The following is a 21,000-nucleotide window of genomic DNA, read 5'->3' on the forward strand; positions in this document are numbered from 1 at the left end:
AAGAGGAGGATCCCCCTAGATGAATCCAAATAATCGCTTAACAACAAACCAAGGTGCTCCAGTTGGAGACAACCAAAATTCTCGTACAGCCGGTCGTCGTGGACCAGTATTATTAGAAGACTATCATTTAGTAGAAAAACTTGCGCACTTTGATCGTGAACGTATTCCGGAGCGTGTTGTGCATGCACGTGGTGCAGGTGCTCACGGTGTATTCGTAACGAAAAATAGTATGAAGCAATATACGAAAGCTGCATTTTTACAAAATGAAGGAACTGAAACGCCTGTATTTGTTCGTTTTTCAACGGTTATTCATGGTCAAGGTTCTCCTGAAACAGCACGTGACCCACGTGGGTTCGCTGTTAAATTTTATACAGAAGAAGGAAACTACGATATCGTAGGTAATCATTTACCAGTTTTCTTCATTCGTGATGCAATTAAATTCCCAGATATGGTACATTCCTTAAAACCAGCACCTGATACGAATATTCAAACGCCAGATCGTTATTGGGATTTCATGACGTTAAGTCCAGAATCTACACATATGATGACATGGGTATTTTCTGATTACGGTACACCAGCAAGCTATCGTGAAATGGAGGGTTTCGGCGTCCATTCATTTAAATGGATTAATGAAGAAGGTAAAATTGTTTATATAAAATACCACTGGAAACCACAGCAAGGTGTACGTAACCTAAATGCGAAAGAAGTGCAAGAAGTACAAGGGAAAGACTTCAATCATGCAACTCGTGACTTGTTCGATGCAATCGAAAAAGGAAATCACCCAAAATGGGATTTACACGTACAAGTTATGCAATTAGATGAAATGGACTCTTTAGACTTTGATCCACTAGATCCAACGAAAGTATGGCCAGAAGATCGCTTCCCATTAATGGAAGTAGGGACAATGACGTTAAATCGTAATCCGAAAAACTTCTTTGCAGAAGTAGAACAAGTAGCGTTCTCTCCAAGTGCAACTGTAAATGGTATTGAGCCATCGGAAGATAAATTATTACAAGGTCGTTTATTCTCTTACCCAGATACACAACGTTATCGTCTTGGTGCAAATTACTTACAAATCCCTGTAAACTGCCCATACGCAGCTGTTCATAATCAACAACGTGATGGTGCGATGCAAGTGAATCAAAACCCATCTACAATCAACTACGAACCGAGCCGTCATGCAGAGAATCCAGTTGAAGACCCAGCTTACCGCGATTCAACTATGAAAGTAGAAGGCTATGTATCTCGTGAAAAAATTGACAAACCAAATGACTTCAAACAAGCAGGTGAGCGTTACCGTTCATTCTCTAAAGAAGAGCAAGATAACTTAATTGCAAACTTAACAAATGACTTAAAAGACGTAAATGAACGCACGAAATTACTAGCTGTTTGTAACTTCTTCCGTGCAGATCAAGAATACGGTATGCGTTTAGCGCAGGCATTAAATGTTGATATTACGCAATATGTAGGAAATGCTCCGAAATAAATCGGAAAAGACGACTGGGTTTCGGTCGTCTTTTTTATGTGTAAAGTTACACGCGGGTATTCTTCAGTTTCGTTATGTCGGAATTTGTTGGTAAATCGATATCTTGTGTCGAAACGTTGATATATTGAAAGGAACAATCGATATATTTGAAAAATCGTTGATATATCCAAAAAACCGTTAATATATTTCCAGTTATACTAGGTGGGGTATGTTGCCCGATGCGCAAAAAAGAGATGCAATCTATTACTAATAGATTGCATCTCTTTTTTAGTTCACTCGCTCAGTATACTCATAAGCTTTCTCCCCATGCATCGAAATATCAAGTCCCATATGTTCCTCGTGCTCATCTACCCGGACAGGGAGGAAGAAGTTGATTGCTTTAATAATGGCATACGTCATTATAATTGTGAACGCATATGTTGCGCCGATCGCTACAAGTTGTTTCAACAGCAGCGAGGCGTTTCCGTAAAATAATCCGTTAGCGCCATCGCCGTTTACGGCAGTAGTTGCAAATAATCCTGTCGCAATACCGCCCCAAGTTCCACCGATGCCGTGACATCCGAATGCATCGAGTGTATCGTCGTATCCGAATTTTGTTTTTAAGAAAAAGACCGCTCCGAAGCATAATACGCCGCCAATTGCTCCGATAAGAAGAGCTGAGAAAGGTGTAACGAACCCGCAAGCTGGTGTAATAGCGACTAGACCGGAAACGGCGCCACAAGCAGCTCCCATCGCAGTCGGTTTTGATTGGAAGAACCACTCTGAAAGCATCCAAGTTAATGCTGAGGCAGCAGCGGCTATATTTGTATTAATAAATGCAGTTAAAGCTACGTCGTTTAAGGATAATGCGCTGCCGACGTTAAAACCGAACCAGCCAAACCATAATAAGCCTGCGCCTAACATTGTAAATGGCAAATGGTGAGGAGAAGAACCATTTATGTTTTTTCGTTTTCCGAGGAAAATAGCTAATACAAGACCAGCAACTCCGGAAGTGATGTGAACGACGTTTCCGCCAGCGAAGTCTAGTGCACCAAGTTCCCTTAGCCACCCGCCGACGCCCCATACCCAATGAGCGACAGGATTGTAAACAATCGTTGTCCATAAAAGGATAAAAATAAGAAAGGCAGAAAATCGCATTCTTTCAGCAAATGCACCTGAAATTAAAGCTGGAGTTAAAATGGCGAACATGAGTTGAAACATCATGAATAAATTGTGAGGAATAGTAGATGAGTAGTCTGGATTTGGTGCGTAGGTAACTCCGTTTAGACCGAACCAATCAAGTGTACCGATAAGCCCGTGCCAATCTGGTCCGAATGATAAAGAATAGCCGATAACAATCCATTGAATCGAAACGATAGCCATTGCACTATAACTATGCATCGTTGTACTGAGTACATTTTTGCTGCGAACCATACCTCCATAAAAAAGTGCCAATCCTGGTGTCATCAACATGACCATTACTGTCGTCACAAACATAAAAACTGTATCTCCCATATTCATGAGCTCTCCTCCTATAATGTTAGAAAAAATAACATCGTTTTGTTATGTTTCATATCATATTCGAAAAGGAACTAAAAATCAACTAAAAATTCAGAAAAATATATACATGATGTTAGAAAATGTAACATAGATTATTTTGTGAGGATTGAAATCGACATATGCGTTTCTCTCGGATAATTGGTATAATATTCTTACAATTAAAAACTTGGGGGATGCGTGTGGGAAAAATACGGACTAGGAAACTATTCATTTGTTTTTGCTTAGCTTTTGTTTTGTTTGTACCAATACATACTTTTGCAGACGAAAAAAGAGAGTGGAAAGATGAAGTTATATACTCCATTATGATTGATCGCTTCAATAATGGAGAACCGAAAAATGACAAACAATTAGAAGTTGGTAATTTAGAAGGGTATCAAGGCGGGGATATAAGAGGAATTATAAAAAGGTTGGATTACATAAAAGAAATGGGTTTTACTACCGTTATGCTTTCGCCGCTTTTTGAAAGTGGAAAGTACGATGGATTAGACGTGCGAAATTTTAAAAAGGTAAATGAACATTTCGGGACAGACAATGATGTGAAAGAACTTGTAAAAGAAGCTCATGCAAAAGGAATGAAAGTTGTATTTCAATTTCCGCTTGGAGAAAACGAACGGCAGGTAATTGACGCAATGAAATGGTGGATAAAAGAAGTTGATTTAGACGGAAGTTATGTTATACATAGTGAAAAAAAGCCGCGTTCCTTTTGGGATAACGCGCAAAAAGATATGCAAGTGATAAAGAAAGATTTTCGTATTATGACAAAGGAGGATAGCGAATACAACGAAAAAATCGTAGAATCGTTTTCCGAAGCGGATGTATCGGTGAAATCGTTATACGATGTGAGTAAAAAAGAAGGGGAATTTGTTACGTTTTTAGATGATCAAGAAACAAAAAGATATGCGCGTATTGCAAAAGAAAATATGTATTATCCGCCATCACGTTTAAAACTGGCGCTTACTTATTTGTTAACATCACCTGGGATTCCGAATTTTTATTATGGAACGGAAATTGCATTAGATGGAGGAAGTGTACCCGATAATAGACGATTAATGGATTTTAAGTCAGACGAAAAATTTATGCAGCACATAACAAAACTAGGTGAACTTAGGCAGGCGAGACCGTCTTTACGACGCGGTACGTTTGAGCTTCTGTATGATAAGAGCGGGATGAGCATACTAAAACGAAAATATAAAGATGAAGTAACTTTAGTAGCAATTAATAATACGAAAGAAACACAAAAAGTCTCCTTACCTGCAAGTGCAATTGGTGAAAAACAAGAGTTAAGAGGATTGTTACAGGATGAAATTATAAGAGAAGAAAACGGAAAGTTTTATCTCGTTTTAAAACGTGAAGAATCAAATGTGTATAAAGTTAACGGAGAAACAGGTGTGAATTGGTTATTTATCTCCTTAATAATCGGTGTGAATGTATTATTTATTGCGTTTCTAATTGCAGTTAAAAGGAAGCGTAGATGAGATGAGAAATTACTCGCTCTATGTTCATGTCTTCTTATTGTATTTGTAAGTTTGTTCGGCGGGGCAATAGTGTTATTCTGTTGATATGAAATTTCTTAAGAGAAACGATGTGAGAATGAAAACGTCCCTAGTGAGAGGAGGGCCAGGTTAGGAAGAGGATTTTCTTCCTAACCTGTTTTTTGTGTTAGCACCGATAGGGAAGAATCTTTGAAGCAATCAATAATTGCAACTATATTAATTTTACATTACATTAAAAGTTAGAGAATACTCTTATACTAATACAGTGCTAAATAGTAGGTGGGAAAATGGAGTTTTACGATTTGGGTATTACCATTAAAGAGCTTAGAATTAAAAAAATATATCACAATCCGAATTATGTCATGGAATATGTTCGCAAAGTCAAATTAGCAAAATAGAAAAAGGTGTGATTTATCCATCTAGTATATTGTTATATCAATTATCAGAAAGACTTGGTATTGACCCAAATAATATATTTGCATTAACTCAAAACAAAAAATTAAAATATCTAGAAAATGTAAAATGCGTAATAAAAGATTGCTTAAAGCAAAAACAATACAAAGAACTTTATGAAATAGTGAAAAAAGAGAAAAACGAAAATAACTTCCAATCAACAGAAGATAAACAATTTTTAATATGGCATGAAGCGATTGCTATATTTATGGTGGATAAATCAATAAAAACTGCTTTAGATTTTTTAAATAATGCATTAAAATTAACTGTAACTAATTCTGATTTTTTATCAGAAAGAGAAATAGATATTATGCAGACAATTGCTATATTCCATGGGGAAAATAAAGAATATGAAAAAAGTATTAATATATTAAGAAGGTGTTTAACTAATTTTAATAAGTTAGATTTTCCTAGAGATAAAGAAATTAAATTGAAAATTATTTTTAATTTAGCAAAAATTTTAGGTCATGCAAATCAACATGAAGAGGCAGTAAAATACAATGATATGGGTATCAAACTAGCTATTAATCTAAATACTTTATATTTACTAGGTGAATTATACTATGGAAAATCTTGGAATTTATTGAAACTTAAACAACCTAATGAAGAAGATGTTGCAAATAACATGAAAAAAGCATTATTTATATTTGAACTAACAGAAAAAGAAAATCTGATAAAAATGGTTAAAGAAAAATATTTTGAAAACCAAACTGAAAAAAGTCACTCATAATTCATTTGGAAATCACTTGAAATATAATAAAACCTACAGGGGAAATCTCTGTAGGTTTTATACTTATAAACTTGCTTCTAAAATATTAGTGCTTAATATAAATTTTTGAATAAGAGTTTACTTAGCGCTTAGCGTACTTTTTTATTTTGAAGTCTGCATCTTTATTAAAGATGTATGCTTCTTTTTAAATCCATCCGAATATTATTGGTTCAAGTCGGAGGAAGGTACTTTGGGGTGTCTTTTCTTTAGATCTTTATCATTAACTATTTAATGTTTTCAAATGATTACATGACATATTTTTTTTGTACCAAGCTTTGTTGATACAGTTAGATTTATCCGTTAGTGTATTCGTATTATTAGAACATCCTACAGTATTTAGGGAGAATGTGGCTAATAAAAACCATAATATTAATTTCTTCAAAAAACCACTTCTAACTCTTTTTTAATTAACATTTTTTAGATCCTTACTAATTTTACATTACATTAAAGGTTGGGAAATATTCTTATACTCATAAATTGTTACGTTTTGGCGGGGAGAGGAATTATGAGTTACAGCGATTTTTAAGATGACTTTGGCCCAGGATGTGGTTATTAAGAAAAGTAATTCAAATTGAAGGGGAAACGTCTTAAGGTATATTTTTCTTATTTTCAATAAGGTCTGCTAAATACATGTATAAAACAAATTCTACAATAAGGCCTAGTTTGATCATGCAATCACTTGTAAAGTGCTCGTATGGTTAGACTCTGTTCACTTAGCGATTTTCACCGCATATACCATTTTTCTATGGTTTGTTCTCGGAATATTGTCTCTACAAAACAAAAAACTCCTCTAATTAAGAGGAGTTTTCTTTTTAGCGGTAGTTAATGAACTGTACGTCGATTGGTAAATCAGCGCTACGAACAGCTGCAATTACTGCTTGTAAGTCATCACGGCTTTTCGCTGTAACACGTACTTGATCATCTTGTACTTGTGTTTTTACTTTTAATTTCATTTCTTTAATGATGTTGTTAATTTTTTTCGCGTTATCTTTATCGATACCTTGTTGAAGTGTTGCGCGTTGGCGAACAGTGTTGCCAGTTGCAGCTTCAACTTTTCCGTAATCTAAGTTCTTAATTGGAACGTTACGTTTTACAAGTTTAGAGATAAGAACGTCTTTTACTTGCTCTAATTTAAACTCGTCATCAGAAGTTAAAACAAGTACTTCTTTTTCTAATTTAATATCACTTTTACTTCCTTTAAAGTCATATCGGTTTTGTATTTCTTTTAATGCGATGTTAATTGCGTTTGTTACTTCAGGTAATTCTACTTTCGAAACGATGTCAAAAGAACTATCTTTTGCCATAGTTAGCACCTCCAAATAAATTTCTAATCTTGTTATGTACTGTACATACTAAAGTATAGCTGAAAACGAGTCTAGACTTAAGTGTTTTCGTACTTATATTCATGTAACCTTATTTTATTATAGTGAATTTTGGGCAGTTGGACAAATACAGGAAAAATCATGTTATAATTAACTTTTGTTTGGAATGATAAAAAAGATAATTTTATATATATAGAAGGGAATTAAAAAATATGTATTTGCAAATAGGATCGATTGAACAGGTAACTGTTTTACGCGAAACGGAAATCGGATATATGGTTGGGAATGAAGAAGAAGAAATTTTCCTACATAAAAACGAAGTAGCTGGAGAAATTGAAGAAGGCGATACGATTGATGTATTCTTATACCTTGATCACCAAAATCGTATTTCAGCAACAATGAAGGAACCGATTATTACAACTTATGATTGGAACTGGGTAAAGGTTGTAGAAGTCATTCCTAGTTTAGGTGTGTTTGTTGATATTGGTGTGTCAAAAGATATACTAATTCCAGCTGATGAGTTCCCGATTTATATGCCAGTATGGCCAGAAGTAGGCGACGAATTATATTGTACGTTAAAATTAACGAATCGTGATCGTTTAATTGCTCTTCCGGCAAGAGACAGTGATATGCAAGAAATTATCGTAGATGCAACGCCATCTATGCGTAATAAAAACGTAAATGGACGTGTATATCGTTCGCTTCAAGTTGGTTCATTCATACTAACTGATGAGCATTTCCGTGCTTTCTTACACCATACAGAAAGAAAAGAACAAGTTCGCATCGGTCAGCGTGTAACAGGACGTATTATTGACGTAAAAGATGACGGTACAATTAACATTTCACTTCTTCCTCGTAAAGAAGAAGGAATGGAAGACGATGCTGCAGTAATTTATGCATATATGGAAGAACGAGGCGGAGCAATGCCGTTTTGGGATAAGAGCCATCCAGAAGATATTAAAGAACGCTTTAACATGAGTAAAGCTGCATTTAAGCGCGCACTTGGTAAGTTGATGAAAGAAGAAAAGGTTTACCAAGAAGAAGGTTGGACTTACTTTAAGAAATAAAGTAGATGAAAGATTAAGAAGCACAACCTTATTTAAAAAAATAAGGTTGTGCTTTTTTAATTTCCTTGCGGAGAAACAAGAGTAAATGTATCTTTCAAATCACTATCATTTATTTTAATATTTGCCTTTTTTAATTCCTCTTGTAACAATTTTTTGCTGAATACAGGATCAGCAGTACGTTCTTCCTCTAAGTTTTTGCGAATAGAGTTTTTTACTTCATCGTAAGGTTTTAAATCTTTTTTATCAGTTAATTTAATAACGTGATAACCGTTTGATGATTTTACGGGATTGCTAATTTGTCCAACATTTAGTTTGTAGGCAGCCGTTTCGAATTCAGGAGCCATTGTACCTGAATTGAAGTATCCAAGGTCTCCACCTTTATCTTTTGATAGCAGATCTTGTGATTCTTGTTTTGCTAATTCTTCAAATGAAGCACCAGCATCTAGTTTACTCTTTATTTCTTTCGCTTCATTTTCGTCACTTACTAAAATGTGACTCGCTTTAATTTCTGGCTTATAGTGGTCTTTTACGTCTTTTTCTGTAATGCTTTTCTTAATCGCTTCATTCATAGCAAGTTTGAACTTAATTTGATTTTTGAAATCCTCTTCATCTTTTAAACCATAATTTTCTAATACTTTTTTGAATTGATCTCCATATTGTTTTTTTACTTTTTCTACTTCTTTATTTACCTCTTCATCAGGTACTTTATATTTTTTTGTGATGACGTCTTGTGCCATCATTTCGTATAGCATGTCTTTTCCGTAACGATCTTTCAATTGTTTTTCGAAGTTATCCTTTGTAATGGTGGAGTCTGTTGCTGTAGCGACTGTAGCTGAGCCATTCTTTTGTCCGCAAGCAGATAGCATCAATATACTTATTAGTGCAGTAATAATGAAAATATGTTTCCCTCTCATGCCAACACCTCATCCGAATATGTTATCGCTATTGTAGAATATAGAAGTGAACATGAAGTGAATTTTTAATGTTTTTTCCTTTAAAATGTAAAAAAGTACATCAACATAATTGTTGATGTACGATGGAATCAAAGGTGATCGGTCTTTTTAGAGTATGCACGTTTACCTTGCTGAATATTTTTTTGCTCTTGCTCATTTTTTTGTGTGCGTTTTGCGTTATTATCGCGTGCTTTTTTGTCGTTATCACTCGTATGTGGCATATGTATCAACTCCATTTCTAAACGTTGTACGTTTATCATTTCCTTTTTCGTAAAGACTATGTATAGCGGTGCATTTATGAAGGGTAAAGGTGGATTCGAAATGGATTTGAAGTTGAATTATACTGAACTTATAAAGAAGTTAATCGTTGTAATCATCGCAGGTTTATTAAACGCGATTGGGATGAATTTATTTTTAACGCCAGCAAAAGTGTATGCGAGCGGCTTTGCTGGATTGTCTCAATTATTATCACAAATATTAGGTGATTTTTTATCGATTCACATATCTACGGGAGTATTGTTTAGCTTATTTAATATTCCTGTCGTTATTTTAGCGTGGAAAAAGGTTGGGAAGGCCTTCACCTTTTTTAGTTTTCTTTGTGTTATATTTATGACTCTGTTTTTAGAAATCATCCCTGTTAGAGCGGTTTCGAATGATATCATATTAAATGCGATTTTTGGCGGGATTATTTCGGCAATTGGAGTAGGGATTGCTTTAAAGTGGGGTGCTTCTACAGGTGGATTAGATATTATCGCCATGATCTTATCAAAAATAAAAGATAAGCCTGTCGGTACATACTTTTTCTTTTTTAATGCAATTATCATTATCGCTGCTGGCTATGTATATGGATGGGAAAAAGCGTTGTATACGCTAGTGACTTTATATGTATCAACGAGAATTATTGATGCAATTCATACTCGCCATGTAAAGATTACAGCATTAATTGTTACGAAGAATGGGGCAGACGTAAGAAAGGCGATTCACTCGCGATTAGTAAGAGGGATTACAACGATACCGGCAACAGGTGCTTATACAAATGAAAATAAAGAAATGTTAATGATGGTTATTACCCGTTATGAGTTATACGAATTAGAGAGGATTATTAAACAAGTGGACCCAGGTGCATTTACAAATATACTGCAAACAGTTGGGGTATTCGGATTGTTTCGGAAAGATTAAAGAGGACCAAAGTTGGTCCTCTTTTTTAATGTGAATTCGTAATGTTTTGCAATTGCTCTTGCATTTCACGGAGCTGAACTTTTTCAGCAGTTGAAGAGTTTGCGTAAGCGGATTGCAAAGCATTTTTTGCTCTATACACGAGATCTTGTTGCTCAGTACCGCTTGAACAAGATACGGCATTTTCAACAGCGTCTCTAGCTTGTTGGAATAGTAAGTTCCCCATTTAAACCCCTCCAAAAGAAGAGTTACTTCTTGCTTTTTCTGCCTCAGCTAATGTACCTCTGTACGGGAATCTTGCATCATGCTTCATAACAGCATCGGCTCCTTGTTGGATAAAACGTTTTGATTTGTTCTTTTTACCCATTCGAAAAACCCCCTTTATTTAGCTGAAAACAATCGACGCAATGTCTCATGCGTCTACTTATAGTATGGACATTTGGCAGGAAACTATAAGTAGGGAATTTTTAGATTACAACCCAAGAACCTCTTCTAAATATAAAGCAATACCATCTTCTTCGTTCGTTAACGTCGTATGGTTTGCGAGTGATTTTAATTCAGGGATGGCATTTCCCATTGCGATGCCGTGACCAGCAAATTCAATCATTTCAAAATCATTATCTTCATCACCGAAAGCGATAATTCGCTCTTGTGGAATGTTGTAATGACTAGAAATTTTTTGTAATCCAACTGCTTTATTTAATCCGCTTTTCACAATTTCAATAATCGGCCAAGGTGCGCCCCATTTTCTATGGTCGATTACTTCCGCATGCATATCGGTTAAATGTTGACGAATTGCAGTAGAATGCTCGTCATGTGCGTCAATTAATAAGCAAGTTGGATGATCGTTTAAAATATTTAATAAGTCTCCCGTAAAAATCTTAGGAGAGCCGAATTCGAAAATATGTTTTTTATCTTCATCAATTTCACGAACATACACATCGTCCATTACTTCCGCGTATATATTTTTTACGCCAAAATCAAAGCAAGCTCGGACAATTTCTTGCGCTGTTGCTAGCTCAAGAGGAGAGTGATGTGTTCCCCAGTTTGAATCAAGAGGATGATGTACGTAAGCGCCGTTAAAGTTTACGATAGGTGTGTTAAGATCAAGTTCTTTATAGTAATCATAACTAGCACGGAATGGACGTCCTGTTGAAATAACAACAATATGTCCCTGTTCCTTTGCTTTTGCAATTGTATGTTTCGTTCGAGTGGAAATTATTTTGTTGTCTGTTAATAAAGTGCCGTCTAAGTCTAATGCGATTAAATGTTGTTTGTTCATAATTTCACCTCTTATAATAATTTTTTTGTATCTATCTGTATTTCCGTTTTTAATATGCAGAAATAAGAGGTTAGACTCGGTGAAATCACCATAGATGGAAATTTCACTATATATCCATCTTACGTCTCAAAGTGCTGTGGTGTCTACTATTTATCGTTGGAAATTAAGAAAAGTCAACATCTTTTTAGAAAGTTCAAACAATGTTTCTTTCATTATGTACAAATTGTGAAAAGGGTTACATTGCTCGTGTGATGAGGCATATAATGAACATGTAATCTTCTCGTATATGTTTGACTCTCCTTTGAAACTAGCCTAGAGTAGGTTGGTTTCTTTTTTTTTTCTACAAGTAGGAAAGAAATCCCTGCTTACGCTTGTGTCATTCATATATATGTACAAGAATGAGATGTAGTACTGTTTCCTAAACATGACAGAAAAGCTTTCTTTTAAAATGGATATACTAATGAGGCAAGACGTCATGGAAGGAGAATGAAGATGGGACAAAATCGCAGGTTTCGTTCTGGACAAAAAGCGCCGAATGATGGCATTTACGTAGAAATTGGTGAAACGGGAAGTATGGTGAAAGATCCGCAAATGGTGAAATTAACTGCCGGTGAAAAGTTTCCGGATAACACGAATCATAACCGCCAGTGGACATATAAAAGAAAACCGTAACAGAAGCCGCAATCATTATTGCGGCTTTTTTGTCGTTACACATTGTAATTTCATTTACCGTATTTTTTAGCAGTATAATGAATGCTCTCTTTTTCTTTTTCAAATAATAAGTTTGAAAATACATAGGCAAAATTATTGTATAAAAAAGTCAGTTGGCGTATAATCAAATCAAAGGTCAAAGAAAGTCAAACTTTTGGAGGGCTGTAAAGATGGACTTAAATCAAATGACAACAAAAACACAAGAGGCGATTATGAGTGCCCAATCTTTAGCGGTATCTCATCATCACCAAGAGGTGGATACTGTTCATCTATTACTTGCATTATTAGAAGAGCAAGATGGATTAGCAGTACGTATATTTCAAAAAATGAATGTTGATATAGAAGCATTAAAGCAAGGTGCTGAAAGTTTAATTAAAAAGAAACCTTCTGTAACGGGGAGCGGTGCAGAAGTTGGAAAATTGTATGTAACGAGCGCTCTGCAACAACTTCTTGTAAGAGCAGGAAAAGAAGCAGAAAAACTGCAGGATGATTACATTTCAGTAGAACATGTATTGCTTGCTTTTTCTGAAGAAAAAGGCGATATAAATCAATTATTTACAAGATTGCATATTACGAAAGATAACTTATTACAGTCTTTAATGACAGTTCGGGGGAATCAAAGAGTGACGAGTCAAAATCCAGAAGCAACTTATGAAGCGTTAGAAAAATATGGCCGTGATTTAGTGGCGGAAGTGAGAGCAGGGAAAATCGATCCTGTAATCGGCCGTGATAGTGAAATACGACGTGTAATTCGTATTCTTTCACGTAAAACGAAAAACAATCCTGTTTTAATTGGGGAGCCAGGTGTTGGTAAAACAGCAATCGTTGAAGGGCTAGCACAGCGTATCGTGAAAAAGGATGTACCTGAAGGATTGAAAGATAGAACGATTTTTGCGTTAGATATGAGTGCGCTCGTAGCAGGTGCGAAATTCCGTGGTGAGTTCGAAGAGCGTCTGCAAGCTGTATTAAATGAAATTAAAAAGAGTGAAGGACGCATTTTATTATTCATTGATGAACTTCATACAATAGTTGGAGCTGGTAAAACAGAGGGAGCCATGGATGCAGGAAATATGTTAAAACCGATGCTTGCGCGCGGTGAACTGCATTGTATCGGGGCGACGACGCTCGATGAATATCGCAAATATATTGAGAAAGATCCAGCGCTAGAAAGACGTTTCCAACAAGTATTAGCAGAAGAACCAACTGTTGAAGATACAATTTCCATATTACGTGGATTAAAAGAACGCTTTGAAATTTATCACGGTGTAAATATTCATGACCGTGCGATTGTAGCAGCGTCAGTTTTATCAGATCGATATATTTCAGATCGCTTCTTACCTGATAAAGCAATTGACCTTGTTGATGAAGCGTGTGCAACAATTCGTACAGAAATTGATTCTATGCCAACAGAATTAGATGAAGTAACGCGCCGCATTATGCAGCTGGAAATTGAAGAAGCGGCTCTTGGGAAAGAAACGGATCGTGGTAGCCAAGAGCGTCTAAAAACATTGCAACGTGAATTATCGGATTTAAAAGAAGTTGCAAGTGGCATGAGAGCGAAATGGGAGAAAGAAAAAGAAGACATTCACAAAGTTCGTGACTTACGTGAACATTTAGAACGTTTGCGTCGTGAATTAGAAGAAGCAGAAGGCAATTACGATTTAAATAAAGCAGCCGAACTTCGTCACGGGAAAATTCCCGCAATTGAAAAAGAGTTAAAAGAAGCGGAAGAAATGGGCGCGCATAATAAACAAGAAAATCGTTTATTACGTGAGGAAGTAAGTGAAGAAGAAATTGCAGATATTGTTTCACGCTGGACTGGTATTCCTGTTGCGAAACTCGTGGAAGGTGAACGCGAGAAATTATTACGCTTAGAGCAAATCTTATCAGAGCGTGTCATCGGACAAGAGGAAGCAGTAAGCTTAGTGTCAGACGCAGTTCTTCGTGCTCGCGCTGGTATTAAAGATCCGAACCGCCCGATTGGTTCTTTCATCTTCTTAGGACCAACAGGTGTTGGTAAAACAGAACTTGCAAAAACGTTAGCCCAGTCTTTATTCGATAGTGAAGAGCAAATGATTCGCATTGACATGTCTGAGTATATGGAAAAACACGCCGTGTCTCGCTTAATTGGTGCACCTCCTGGATATGTAGGATATGAAGAAGGCGGTCAATTAACAGAAGCGGTAAGACGTAAACCATATTCCGTTGTTTTATTAGATGAAATTGAAAAAGCACATCCAGAAGTATTCAACATTTTATTACAAATGTTAGATGATGGACGCATTACAGATTCGCAAGGTCGTACAGTGGACTTTAAAAATACAGTTATTATTATGACTTCAAATATTGGATCTGCTCATTTACTAGATGGATTAGAAGAAGATGGTTCCATTAAAGAGGAATCAAGAGACCTTGTAATGGGGCAATTAAGAGGACATTTCCGCCCTGAATTTTTAAACCGTGTGGATGAAATTATTTTATTCAAACCTCTTACAACGAATGAAATTAAAGGCATTGTTGATAAAATTGTAAAAGAACTACAAGGTCGTCTAGCTGACCGTCACATTACAGTAGAATTAACAGATGCAGCAAAAGAATTTGTTGTGGAAGCCGGTTTCGACCCAATGTACGGAGCTCGTCCATTAAAACGATACGTACAGCGTCAAGTGGAAACGAAATTAGCACGAGAATTAATTGCAGGAACAATTACTGATAATAGTCACGTAGTTGTTGATGTAGAAAATAACGAATTAGTCGTTCATGTGAAATAAAAATAAAAAAGAGTTCGGATAAAATCCGGACTCTTTTTTTAGTGTTGTTCTACTGGCTCGTTTGGAATTGCAGCTGAAATTGCTAGTACTAACACAGCAAGAACAACTGAGAAAATAGACGCTTGGTTAAAGTCGTATGTACCGCCAGTCATAGAGCCGATTACATAGCTCATCATATGTACAAGTAAGAACGACCAAATTAATGCCCAAATGAAACGCATATTTTACACCTCTATTCGTTCAATCTGTCCTTATTGTAACACAATTGAAAAAAGAATATAGAAAAATATTTGTAGATTTTTCAACGCAAATTTGCATTCCGTTCATACATTATAAAAGAGTGGTTTTATATGTTTAGAAAATAAGGCGGGGGAAAAATGAGTATTACGGAACGTTTTTTTTACTTAGAAAAAGAACCATGTGTCATTTATTTACCGGAGAAGCCAAATGGATTTTCTGTTATGCTCCTCGGTGATTATAACTACTTTATTGAGAATGGTACAAGTTTATGGACACAGCATGCGGGTAGATCTTATTTTTTACATGGCCTTATTGAGCAAGGCTACACAGTCTTTTCTTCTAATTTATACGGAAGACATTGGGGAAACGACCAATCTGTTCGTCTAGCGAAACGTTTATATGACGTTGTGTTGAGAAAAGAGACATTGAATGCGAAAATGCACATTATGGCAGATGGTATGGGAGCACTTGTAGCACTCGAAATGATGAACAAATACCCTGAGTGTATACGCTCTGTCATTATGTTAAATCCGTGTTTAGATTTACCAGAATATGTGGAGTTTGAGAAAGAGCATAAGTTTTTTTACAAGAGACTCGTGAAGGAATTAAGTTTGGCGTATGATGCCAAAGAAGAAGAATTAGAATCAAAAATAAATAAGAAATCATTTACGCTTCTTCCATCTTGTGTACCTGTTAAAATTTTCGTATCAACACAAGAAAAAAGAGGAAGAAAACAGCAGTTGCGTAGATATGAGAAAATGAGGCAACTAAATCAATGTGATACTTCTGTCTTGTTCCATCTGCAAGATGTGAAATATAAAATGGTTAGGCAAACGACCGATTTCTTTAAAAAATATGAAGAAGAATTATGAAGCTCCCATATACATAAATGAGGAGCTATTTGTTTCAGAGGGAAAGGGTTGGTGGTATGGAACGCGTGCTAATTGTAGGTGCACTTACGTTTGTAGGTTATCACCTTGTAAATAAAATGATTGCAGAAGAAGTGGAAGTATATGGTCTTGATTTTGATGAATTCGATAGTATGACGAAAATTAATGAAGAGAAGTTATTATTAATTGGGCGAAATGCATTATTTACGTATTATTCGATAAGAGATGAAGATGGATGGAGATCGGTTGAGGAAGAGAGATTCGATACTGTTTACTTTTGCTTATATGAGCCAAATCAGCAAAGTGGATTTCGGAATGAAAGAGTCATATTACAATATTTAAAGCGAATTATAAGAATGTGTGAAGAACAAAAAGTGAAGTTAAATTTAATTTCTTCTATTGAAGTAGGCAGTACAGATGAATCCGAAAATAAGCGAATATTTTTGAAAGTAGAAGAAGGATTGAAAAAAGGGAATTTACAATATAGTGTATTTCGAGTTCCAACATTATATGGACCGTGGCAACCGTCCTTTATGATGTTTCATCAGCTTATTTTATCAGAATTAGGTGAAAAAGAGTGCCGTTGTACGATTGAGGAAAAGGGGAATGATTTACTTTACGTTGAAGATGTATGTGAATACTTATGGGAAAATGGAACGAACGGGGCGCATCTTGGTATATACAATTTACTTAGTGGTAAACAGTCATTATGGGAAAAAGGTATGAATCTTTTACGCGCGGATGATAAAGTAAATAAAAATAATAACGAAGTAAGAGATGAGGCTATCGAGGTAATTTCAATAAAAAGAAATACTCCGTTAGAATACGGTTTAAATAAGCAACTGGCACACATGAAAAAATATAAAGAGTTATACGAAGGGTAGTACGCGTGTTACACTATTGTATGTGAAAGTTTTAATGGAGAGGAAGAGCATAATATGAACGAAAAAAGCATGCAGTTTTTACAAATCGCAATGAAGCATTTACCGGAAGCAAAGGCAATTTTAGATGATAATGGAATTGCACTTGATATGGAGAAGGCACAGCCGGTGTTAGAGTTGTTAATGAAAGTTATGAACGAGGCCTATGAGCTCGGGAAAGCAGATAAAGAATAAAAAGAATAAAAAGCATCTTTTTAAGATGGAAGAGAGGCCCGAACCGTGGATAGAAGCGGTCAGGGCCTTTTTTATTCTTGCCTGGTGGAAAACCAGAGATATGAAGGGGATAAAGGAAAAGTAGTGAGGAGAACTCTCTAGTTTAGAAGGAAAGCAGATAAAGAATAAAAAGCATCTTTTTAAGATGGAAGAGAGGCCCGAACCGTGGATAGAAGCGGTCAGGGCCTTTTTTATTCTTGCCTGGTGGAAAAACAGAGATATGAAGAGGATAAAGGAAAAGTAGTGAGGAGAACTCTCTAGTTTAGAAGGAAAGCAGATAAAGAATAAAAAAGCATCTTTTTAGATGAAAGAGAGGATCGAACCGTAAATAGAAGCGGTTTGAGTCTTTTTATATTTGAGAGGTATGTTTCTGTTTCTTTTAATGAAAAATAACGTGAATAATGCTTAGCTTTCTGTTTTATGCGAAATATATTCTAGACAAAAATACATTTATGTTTTAAAATTAGTACCAAGTCATAATAATTGATATAAAACGGAGGGCTGCGATGTGAACGTGGGCATTTTAGGGATCGGAAGATATGTGCCAGAAAAAGTAGTCACAAATCACGATTTAGAGAAAATAATGGAAACATCCGATGAATGGATTCGTACGAGAACGGGAATTGCAGAAAGACGCATTGCCGATGATACAATAGATACTTCATATATGGCCGTAGAGGCTTCTAAAAAAGCACTTGAAGATGCAGGAATTAGCGGAGAGGATATCGATCTTATTTTAGTAGCAACAGTAACACCAGATCGTGCTTTTCCAGCAGTTGCTTGTGTAATTCAAGAAGCAATAGGAGCGAAACATGCAGCTGCAATGGATTTAAGTGCAGCATGTGCTGGTTTTATGTACGGAATGATTACAGCACAGCAATTTATTCAAACAGGAACGTATAAAAATGTATTAGTAGTTGGTAGTGATAAACTATCTAAAATTGTAGACTGGAACGATCGAAATACAGCAGTACTATTTGGAGACGGAGCCGGTGCTGTCGTAATGGGAGCTGTTTCAGAAGGTAAAGGCGTTCTATCTTTTGAATTAGGAGCAGACGGAAGTGGTGGCAAGCACCTTTATCAAGACGAGTATGTTATGATGAATGGCAGAGAAGTGTTTAAATTTGCCGTTCGTCAACTTGGTGATTCTTGTCTTCGCGTTTTAGATAAAGCTGGTCTTACGAAAGAAGATGTGGATTTCTTAGTACCGCATCAAGCAAACATTCGTATTATGGAATCTGCAAGAGAGAGGTTAAATTTACCACAAGAAAAAATGAGTATGACGATTGAGAAGTTCGGTAATACATCAGCTTCTTCAATTCCGATTGCAATGGTAGAGGAATTGCAAAACGGACGTATTCAAGACGGTGATTTAATTATACTTGTTGGTTTTGGCGGCGGATTAACATGGGGAGCAGTTGCTCTTCGTTGGGGTAAATAAGGACTGAGAGAAAAAAAGGAGTGTATTTTGTATGGAAAAAAAGAGGGTCGTAATTACAGGACTAGGAGCTGTTACACCGGTCGGAACAGATGTTGAAACAGCGTGGGAAAACATTAAAAAGGGTGTATCTGGAATCGGGCGACTTACAAGAATTGATCCAGAACTATTTCCAGCAAAAGTAGCAGCGGAAATTAACGACTTTGAAGTCGAGAAATATATTGATAAAAAAGAAGCGCGCCGTATGGATCGCTTTACACAATATGCAGTGGCAGCAGCGAAAATGGCAGTTGCAGATGCAAAACTTGAAATTACAGAAGAAAACGGACCTCGAATTGGTGTATGGATTGGATCTGGTATTGGCGGTATGGAAACATACGAAGAACAATTTAAGATTTTTACTGAGAAAGGCCCACGCCGCGTGAGCCCATTCTTCGTGCCGATGATGATTCCAGATATGGCAGCAGGTCAAGTATCAATCGCAACAGGAGCAAAAGGAATTAACACTTGTTCTGTAACGGCTTGTGCATCTGGTGCAAACTCAATTGGTGATGCATTTAAAGCAATTCAGCGTGGTGATGCTGATGCAATGATTACAGGCGGAGCAGAAGCGCCGCTAACAAGTATGGCATTCGCAGGATTTAGCTCAGCGAAAGCATTAACATTTAATGAAGACCCAGCAACGGCTTGCCGTCCATTTGATAAAAACCGTAGCGGTTTCGTAATGGGTGAAGGCTCAGGTATTCTAATTCTTGAAGAATTAGAGCACGCATTAGCACGCGGTGCTCACATTTACGCGGAAATTGCTGGTTATGGTGCAACTGGAGATGCATTCCATATTACAATGCCTGCTCCTGGTGGGGAAGGCGGAGTGCGTGCAATGCGTCAAGCTTTAGCTGATGCAGGCCTACAGCCAGAAGATATTGATTACATTAATGCGCACGGTACAAGTACTGATGCGAATGAAAAATATGAAACGATGGCAATTAAAGAAACTTTCGGTGAGCACGCGTATAAAGTAGCAATTAGCTCAACGAAATCAATGACAGGTCACTTATTAGGAGCAGCTGGTGCTGTTGAAGCGATTTTCTCTATTAAATCAATTACAGACGGAGTAATTCCTCCAACAATTAACTATGAGACACCAGATCCAGAATGTGACTTAGATTACGTACCAAATCAAGCGAGACACCAAGAAGTAAATGCAGTATTAAGTAACTCATTAGGATTTGGTGGTCATAACGCAGTGTTAGTATTTAAATCGTATAAATAATCGATGAAATAAGGAGTTTTTTCGCAATAGATTGCGAAAAAACTCCTTATTTATTTTTACGCCTTTTTCTCCTGTAGCATATACATAAGAAAAAGGAGGGATAAAGATGGGGATTGTTGAAACAGCTGAATGGTTACATTTATATTATGGACGGCCAGAAAAACTTTGTGAGAAATTTACGAAGTATATTCCGTTGCCAAAAGAAAGGTTGTATCGCTTTTTAATTTCAAAAGGGATGTATCGCCCGATCATGCGCGGAGAAAAGGAAATTAAAGAATTAGAAGAAAAGGAAATTTGGAAAGAATTGAGCCTGGAGTATGATAAACTGAAAAATTGGTTAAAAGGTCCAGATGTCCCTGTCTTTATTTTATTATCAGATTCCTATAATCGAACTGTACAAGAAGAGTATAACGGTAGGGCTGGATTATCTATGCGTCATGTTATTTTCTTATTCGTATGTGGGCGGAATTCGGTAGAAGAATTAAAAGTGTTATTGGCGCATGAATATCATCACATATGCAGGTTACATCAAATTGAGACGAAAGAAACAGAATATACATTACTTGATACGATGATTATGGAAGGGCTAGCGGAACAAGCAGTAACAGAAAGGTATACAGAAAAAAACAATGCACCGTGGACGGCGTATCTTTCACAAGAAGAGGCTGTTTATTATTGGAAAAATGTTGTACATGAAAGAATAAGTATAAAACGAGGAACAAGGGAACATGACATCTTATTAAATGGCTTTCACTCTTATCCGAAGATGCTTGGCTATGCGCTTGGATTTCATATTGTCAAAGATTGTGTAACTTTGGAAGGAGAAGATACACTTTCTTTATTATCTATAGATGCAAAAGAAATATTGAATAAAGCAAATACATTTCATATATAAAAAAACAGGAATTCTATTTCCTGTTTTTTTAGTATTAATAGAAGAAAAAATAATAATTAGAATATATTTCCTCAAGTGGAATAAAGTT

General features: G+C 36.2%; 20 protein-coding genes and 1 pseudogene. 13 read left to right on the top strand and 8 right to left on the bottom strand.

What is annotated here, in order from left to right:
• Nucleotides 1–19 precede the first annotated feature (19 nt).
• Nucleotides 20–1,486 (top strand): catalase KatB, encoded by a 1,467-nt coding sequence (katB, locus tag V7S45_RS05725; protein ID WP_025687695.1) that lies wholly within the window; start codon nucleotides 20–22, stop codon nucleotides 1,484–1,486.
• A 267-nt stretch (nucleotides 1,487–1,753) separates the two neighbouring features.
• On the opposite strand, the gene V7S45_RS05730 is transcribed toward katB, so the two are convergent.
• Complete coding sequence (locus V7S45_RS05730; RefSeq protein ID WP_001055855.1) at nucleotides 1,754–2,986, bottom strand: ammonium transporter; 1,233 nt, start codon at nucleotides 2,984–2,986, stop codon at nucleotides 1,754–1,756.
• A gap of 158 nt (nucleotides 2,987–3,144) precedes the next feature.
• On the opposite strand from V7S45_RS05730, the gene V7S45_RS05735 reads away from it, so the two are divergent.
• Together V7S45_RS05735 and V7S45_RS05740 are read left to right on the top strand one after the other, a co-directional pair.
• On the top strand, nucleotides 3,145–4,500 hold the full coding sequence (locus V7S45_RS05735) for an alpha-amylase family glycosyl hydrolase (protein ID WP_142292928.1): 1,356 nt from the start codon (nucleotides 3,145–3,147) through the stop codon (nucleotides 4,498–4,500).
• A gap of 305 nt (nucleotides 4,501–4,805) precedes the next feature.
• Nucleotides 4,806–5,701, top strand: a pseudogene (locus tag V7S45_RS05740) (helix-turn-helix domain-containing protein).
• An 851-nt stretch (nucleotides 5,702–6,552) separates the two neighbouring features.
• Here the strand turns inward: V7S45_RS05740 and V7S45_RS05745 are convergent.
• Nucleotides 6,553–7,044 carry a YajQ family cyclic di-GMP-binding protein gene (locus tag V7S45_RS05745; protein ID WP_001040149.1) on the bottom strand — a complete coding sequence of 164 codons (492 nt, stop codon included), beginning with the start codon at nucleotides 7,042–7,044 and terminating at the stop codon, nucleotides 6,553–6,555.
• A gap of 230 nt (nucleotides 7,045–7,274) precedes the next feature.
• Between V7S45_RS05745 and V7S45_RS05750 the strand changes: the two genes are divergently transcribed.
• Nucleotides 7,275–8,129 carry a S1-like domain-containing RNA-binding protein gene (locus V7S45_RS05750; RefSeq protein ID WP_000281260.1) on the top strand — a complete coding sequence of 285 codons (855 nt, stop codon included), beginning with the start codon at nucleotides 7,275–7,277 and terminating at the stop codon, nucleotides 8,127–8,129.
• 56 nt (nucleotides 8,130–8,185) lie between these two features.
• Here the strand turns inward: V7S45_RS05750 and prsA are convergent, their stop codons facing one another.
• Nucleotides 8,186–9,043 carry a peptidylprolyl isomerase PrsA gene (gene prsA, locus V7S45_RS05755; protein ID WP_025687955.1) on the bottom strand — a complete coding sequence of 286 codons (858 nt, stop codon included), beginning with the start codon at nucleotides 9,041–9,043 and terminating at the stop codon, nucleotides 8,186–8,188.
• Between the two features lie 128 nt (nucleotides 9,044–9,171).
• Nucleotides 9,172–9,303, bottom strand: coding sequence for a DUF3941 domain-containing protein (locus tag V7S45_RS05760; protein WP_001120851.1), 132 nt, complete (start codon nucleotides 9,301–9,303; stop codon nucleotides 9,172–9,174).
• A gap of 100 nt (nucleotides 9,304–9,403) precedes the next feature.
• Here V7S45_RS05760 and V7S45_RS05765 point away from each other — a divergent pair, with 100 nt between their 5' ends.
• Nucleotides 9,404–10,261 (top strand): YitT family protein, encoded by an 858-nt coding sequence (locus V7S45_RS05765; protein WP_000364431.1) that lies wholly within the window; start codon nucleotides 9,404–9,406, stop codon nucleotides 10,259–10,261.
• Between the two features lie 25 nt (nucleotides 10,262–10,286).
• Here V7S45_RS05765 and V7S45_RS05770 read toward each other — a convergent pair whose 3' ends face one another.
• From V7S45_RS05770 to V7S45_RS05780, 3 genes are all read right to left on the bottom strand, one after another.
• Nucleotides 10,287–10,484 (bottom strand): DUF3813 domain-containing protein, encoded by a 198-nt coding sequence (locus V7S45_RS05770; protein WP_257115927.1) that lies wholly within the window; start codon nucleotides 10,482–10,484, stop codon nucleotides 10,287–10,289.
• Nucleotides 10,485–10,625 (bottom strand): hypothetical protein, encoded by a 141-nt coding sequence (locus V7S45_RS05775; protein WP_000516816.1) that lies wholly within the window; start codon nucleotides 10,623–10,625, stop codon nucleotides 10,485–10,487.
• Between the two features lie 105 nt (nucleotides 10,626–10,730).
• Nucleotides 10,731–11,540: a Cof-type HAD-IIB family hydrolase gene (locus V7S45_RS05780; RefSeq protein ID WP_001041232.1), complete on the bottom strand. Its 810-nt coding sequence runs from the start codon at nucleotides 11,538–11,540 to the stop codon at nucleotides 10,731–10,733.
• Nucleotides 11,541–12,032: 492 nt separating this feature from the next.
• On the opposite strand from V7S45_RS05780, the gene V7S45_RS05785 reads away from it, so the two are divergent.
• On the top strand, nucleotides 12,033–12,212 hold the full coding sequence (locus V7S45_RS05785; RefSeq protein WP_000531421.1) for a YjzC family protein: 180 nt from the start codon (nucleotides 12,033–12,035) through the stop codon (nucleotides 12,210–12,212).
• Nucleotides 12,213–12,421: 209 nt separating this feature from the next.
• On the top strand, nucleotides 12,422–15,022 hold the full coding sequence (gene clpB, locus V7S45_RS05790) for an ATP-dependent chaperone ClpB (RefSeq protein ID WP_000365401.1): 2,601 nt from the start codon (nucleotides 12,422–12,424) through the stop codon (nucleotides 15,020–15,022).
• Between the two features lie 38 nt (nucleotides 15,023–15,060).
• Here the strand turns inward: clpB and V7S45_RS05795 are convergent, their stop codons facing one another.
• A complete protein-coding gene (locus V7S45_RS05795; protein WP_001211116.1) occupies nucleotides 15,061–15,243 on the bottom strand; it encodes a YjzD family protein in 183 nt (60 codons plus the stop codon).
• Nucleotides 15,244–15,399: 156 nt separating this feature from the next.
• Between V7S45_RS05795 and V7S45_RS05800 the strand changes: the two genes are divergently transcribed.
• The 6 genes from V7S45_RS05800 (at nucleotide 15,400) to V7S45_RS05825 (ending at nucleotide 20,912) form a co-directional block, all read left to right on the top strand.
• Nucleotides 15,400–16,134 carry a hydrolase gene (locus tag V7S45_RS05800; RefSeq protein ID WP_000028712.1) on the top strand — a complete coding sequence of 245 codons (735 nt, stop codon included), beginning with the start codon at nucleotides 15,400–15,402 and terminating at the stop codon, nucleotides 16,132–16,134.
• Between the two features lie 29 nt (nucleotides 16,135–16,163).
• The gene (locus V7S45_RS05805) at nucleotides 16,164–17,036 is read left to right on the top strand and encodes an NAD(P)-dependent oxidoreductase (RefSeq protein WP_342761692.1); all 873 of its coding nucleotides are present in this window, start codon (nucleotides 16,164–16,166) and stop codon (nucleotides 17,034–17,036) included.
• A 54-nt stretch (nucleotides 17,037–17,090) separates the two neighbouring features.
• Nucleotides 17,091–17,267, top strand: coding sequence for a ComZ family protein (locus V7S45_RS05810; RefSeq protein WP_001986215.1), 177 nt, complete (start codon nucleotides 17,091–17,093; stop codon nucleotides 17,265–17,267).
• A 547-nt stretch (nucleotides 17,268–17,814) separates the two neighbouring features.
• On the top strand, nucleotides 17,815–18,747 hold the full coding sequence (gene fabH, locus V7S45_RS05815; protein WP_001100547.1) for a beta-ketoacyl-ACP synthase III: 933 nt from the start codon (nucleotides 17,815–17,817) through the stop codon (nucleotides 18,745–18,747).
• 31 nt (nucleotides 18,748–18,778) lie between these two features.
• The gene (gene fabF / locus V7S45_RS05820) at nucleotides 18,779–20,017 is read left to right on the top strand and encodes a beta-ketoacyl-ACP synthase II (RefSeq protein ID WP_000412656.1); all 1,239 of its coding nucleotides are present in this window, start codon (nucleotides 18,779–18,781) and stop codon (nucleotides 20,015–20,017) included.
• 106 nt (nucleotides 20,018–20,123) lie between these two features.
• Nucleotides 20,124–20,912 carry a DUF2268 domain-containing putative Zn-dependent protease gene (locus tag V7S45_RS05825; protein ID WP_000513279.1) on the top strand — a complete coding sequence of 263 codons (789 nt, stop codon included), beginning with the start codon at nucleotides 20,124–20,126 and terminating at the stop codon, nucleotides 20,910–20,912.
• Nucleotides 20,913–21,000 lie beyond the last annotated feature (88 nt).

Source organism: Bacillus sp. BR3(2024) (assembly GCF_039134555.1).
In the GTDB taxonomy this organism is placed as follows: Bacteria; Bacillota; Bacilli; order Bacillales; family Bacillaceae_G; genus Bacillus_A; species Bacillus_A cereus.

Coding starts and splice junctions, on each gene's coding strand:
- V7S45_RS05730 (WP_001055855.1), bottom strand. CDS start 2,986: ATGAATATGGGAGATACAGTTTTTATGTTTGTGACGACAGTAATGGTC.
- V7S45_RS05785 (WP_000531421.1), top strand. CDS start 12,033: ATGGGACAAAATCGCAGGTTTCGTTCTGGACAAAAAGCGCCGAATGAT.
- V7S45_RS05745 (WP_001040149.1), bottom strand. CDS start 7,044: ATGGCAAAAGATAGTTCTTTTGACATCGTTTCGAAAGTAGAATTACCT.
- V7S45_RS05825 (WP_000513279.1), top strand. CDS start 20,124: ATGGGGATTGTTGAAACAGCTGAATGGTTACATTTATATTATGGACGG.
- V7S45_RS05795 (WP_001211116.1), bottom strand. CDS start 15,243: ATGCGTTTCATTTGGGCATTAATTTGGTCGTTCTTACTTGTACATATG.
- V7S45_RS05800 (WP_000028712.1), top strand. CDS start 15,400: ATGAGTATTACGGAACGTTTTTTTTACTTAGAAAAAGAACCATGTGTC.
- V7S45_RS05770 (WP_257115927.1), bottom strand. CDS start 10,484: ATGGGGAACTTACTATTCCAACAAGCTAGAGACGCTGTTGAAAATGCC.
- V7S45_RS05750 (WP_000281260.1), top strand. CDS start 7,275: ATGTATTTGCAAATAGGATCGATTGAACAGGTAACTGTTTTACGCGAA.
- clpB (WP_000365401.1), top strand. CDS start 12,422: ATGGACTTAAATCAAATGACAACAAAAACACAAGAGGCGATTATGAGT.
- V7S45_RS05765 (WP_000364431.1), top strand. CDS start 9,404: ATGGATTTGAAGTTGAATTATACTGAACTTATAAAGAAGTTAATCGTT.
- V7S45_RS05780 (WP_001041232.1), bottom strand. CDS start 11,540: ATGAACAAACAACATTTAATCGCATTAGACTTAGACGGCACTTTATTA.
- fabF (WP_000412656.1), top strand. CDS start 18,779: ATGGAAAAAAAGAGGGTCGTAATTACAGGACTAGGAGCTGTTACACCG.
- prsA (WP_025687955.1), bottom strand. CDS start 9,043: ATGAGAGGGAAACATATTTTCATTATTACTGCACTAATAAGTATATTG.
- katB (WP_025687695.1), top strand. CDS start 20: ATGAATCCAAATAATCGCTTAACAACAAACCAAGGTGCTCCAGTTGGA.
- V7S45_RS05775 (WP_000516816.1), bottom strand. CDS start 10,625: ATGGGTAAAAAGAACAAATCAAAACGTTTTATCCAACAAGGAGCCGAT.
- V7S45_RS05810 (WP_001986215.1), top strand. CDS start 17,091: ATGAACGAAAAAAGCATGCAGTTTTTACAAATCGCAATGAAGCATTTA.
- V7S45_RS05760 (WP_001120851.1), bottom strand. CDS start 9,303: ATGCCACATACGAGTGATAACGACAAAAAAGCACGCGATAATAACGCA.
- V7S45_RS05735 (WP_142292928.1), top strand. CDS start 3,145: ATGCGTTTCTCTCGGATAATTGGTATAATATTCTTACAATTAAAAACT.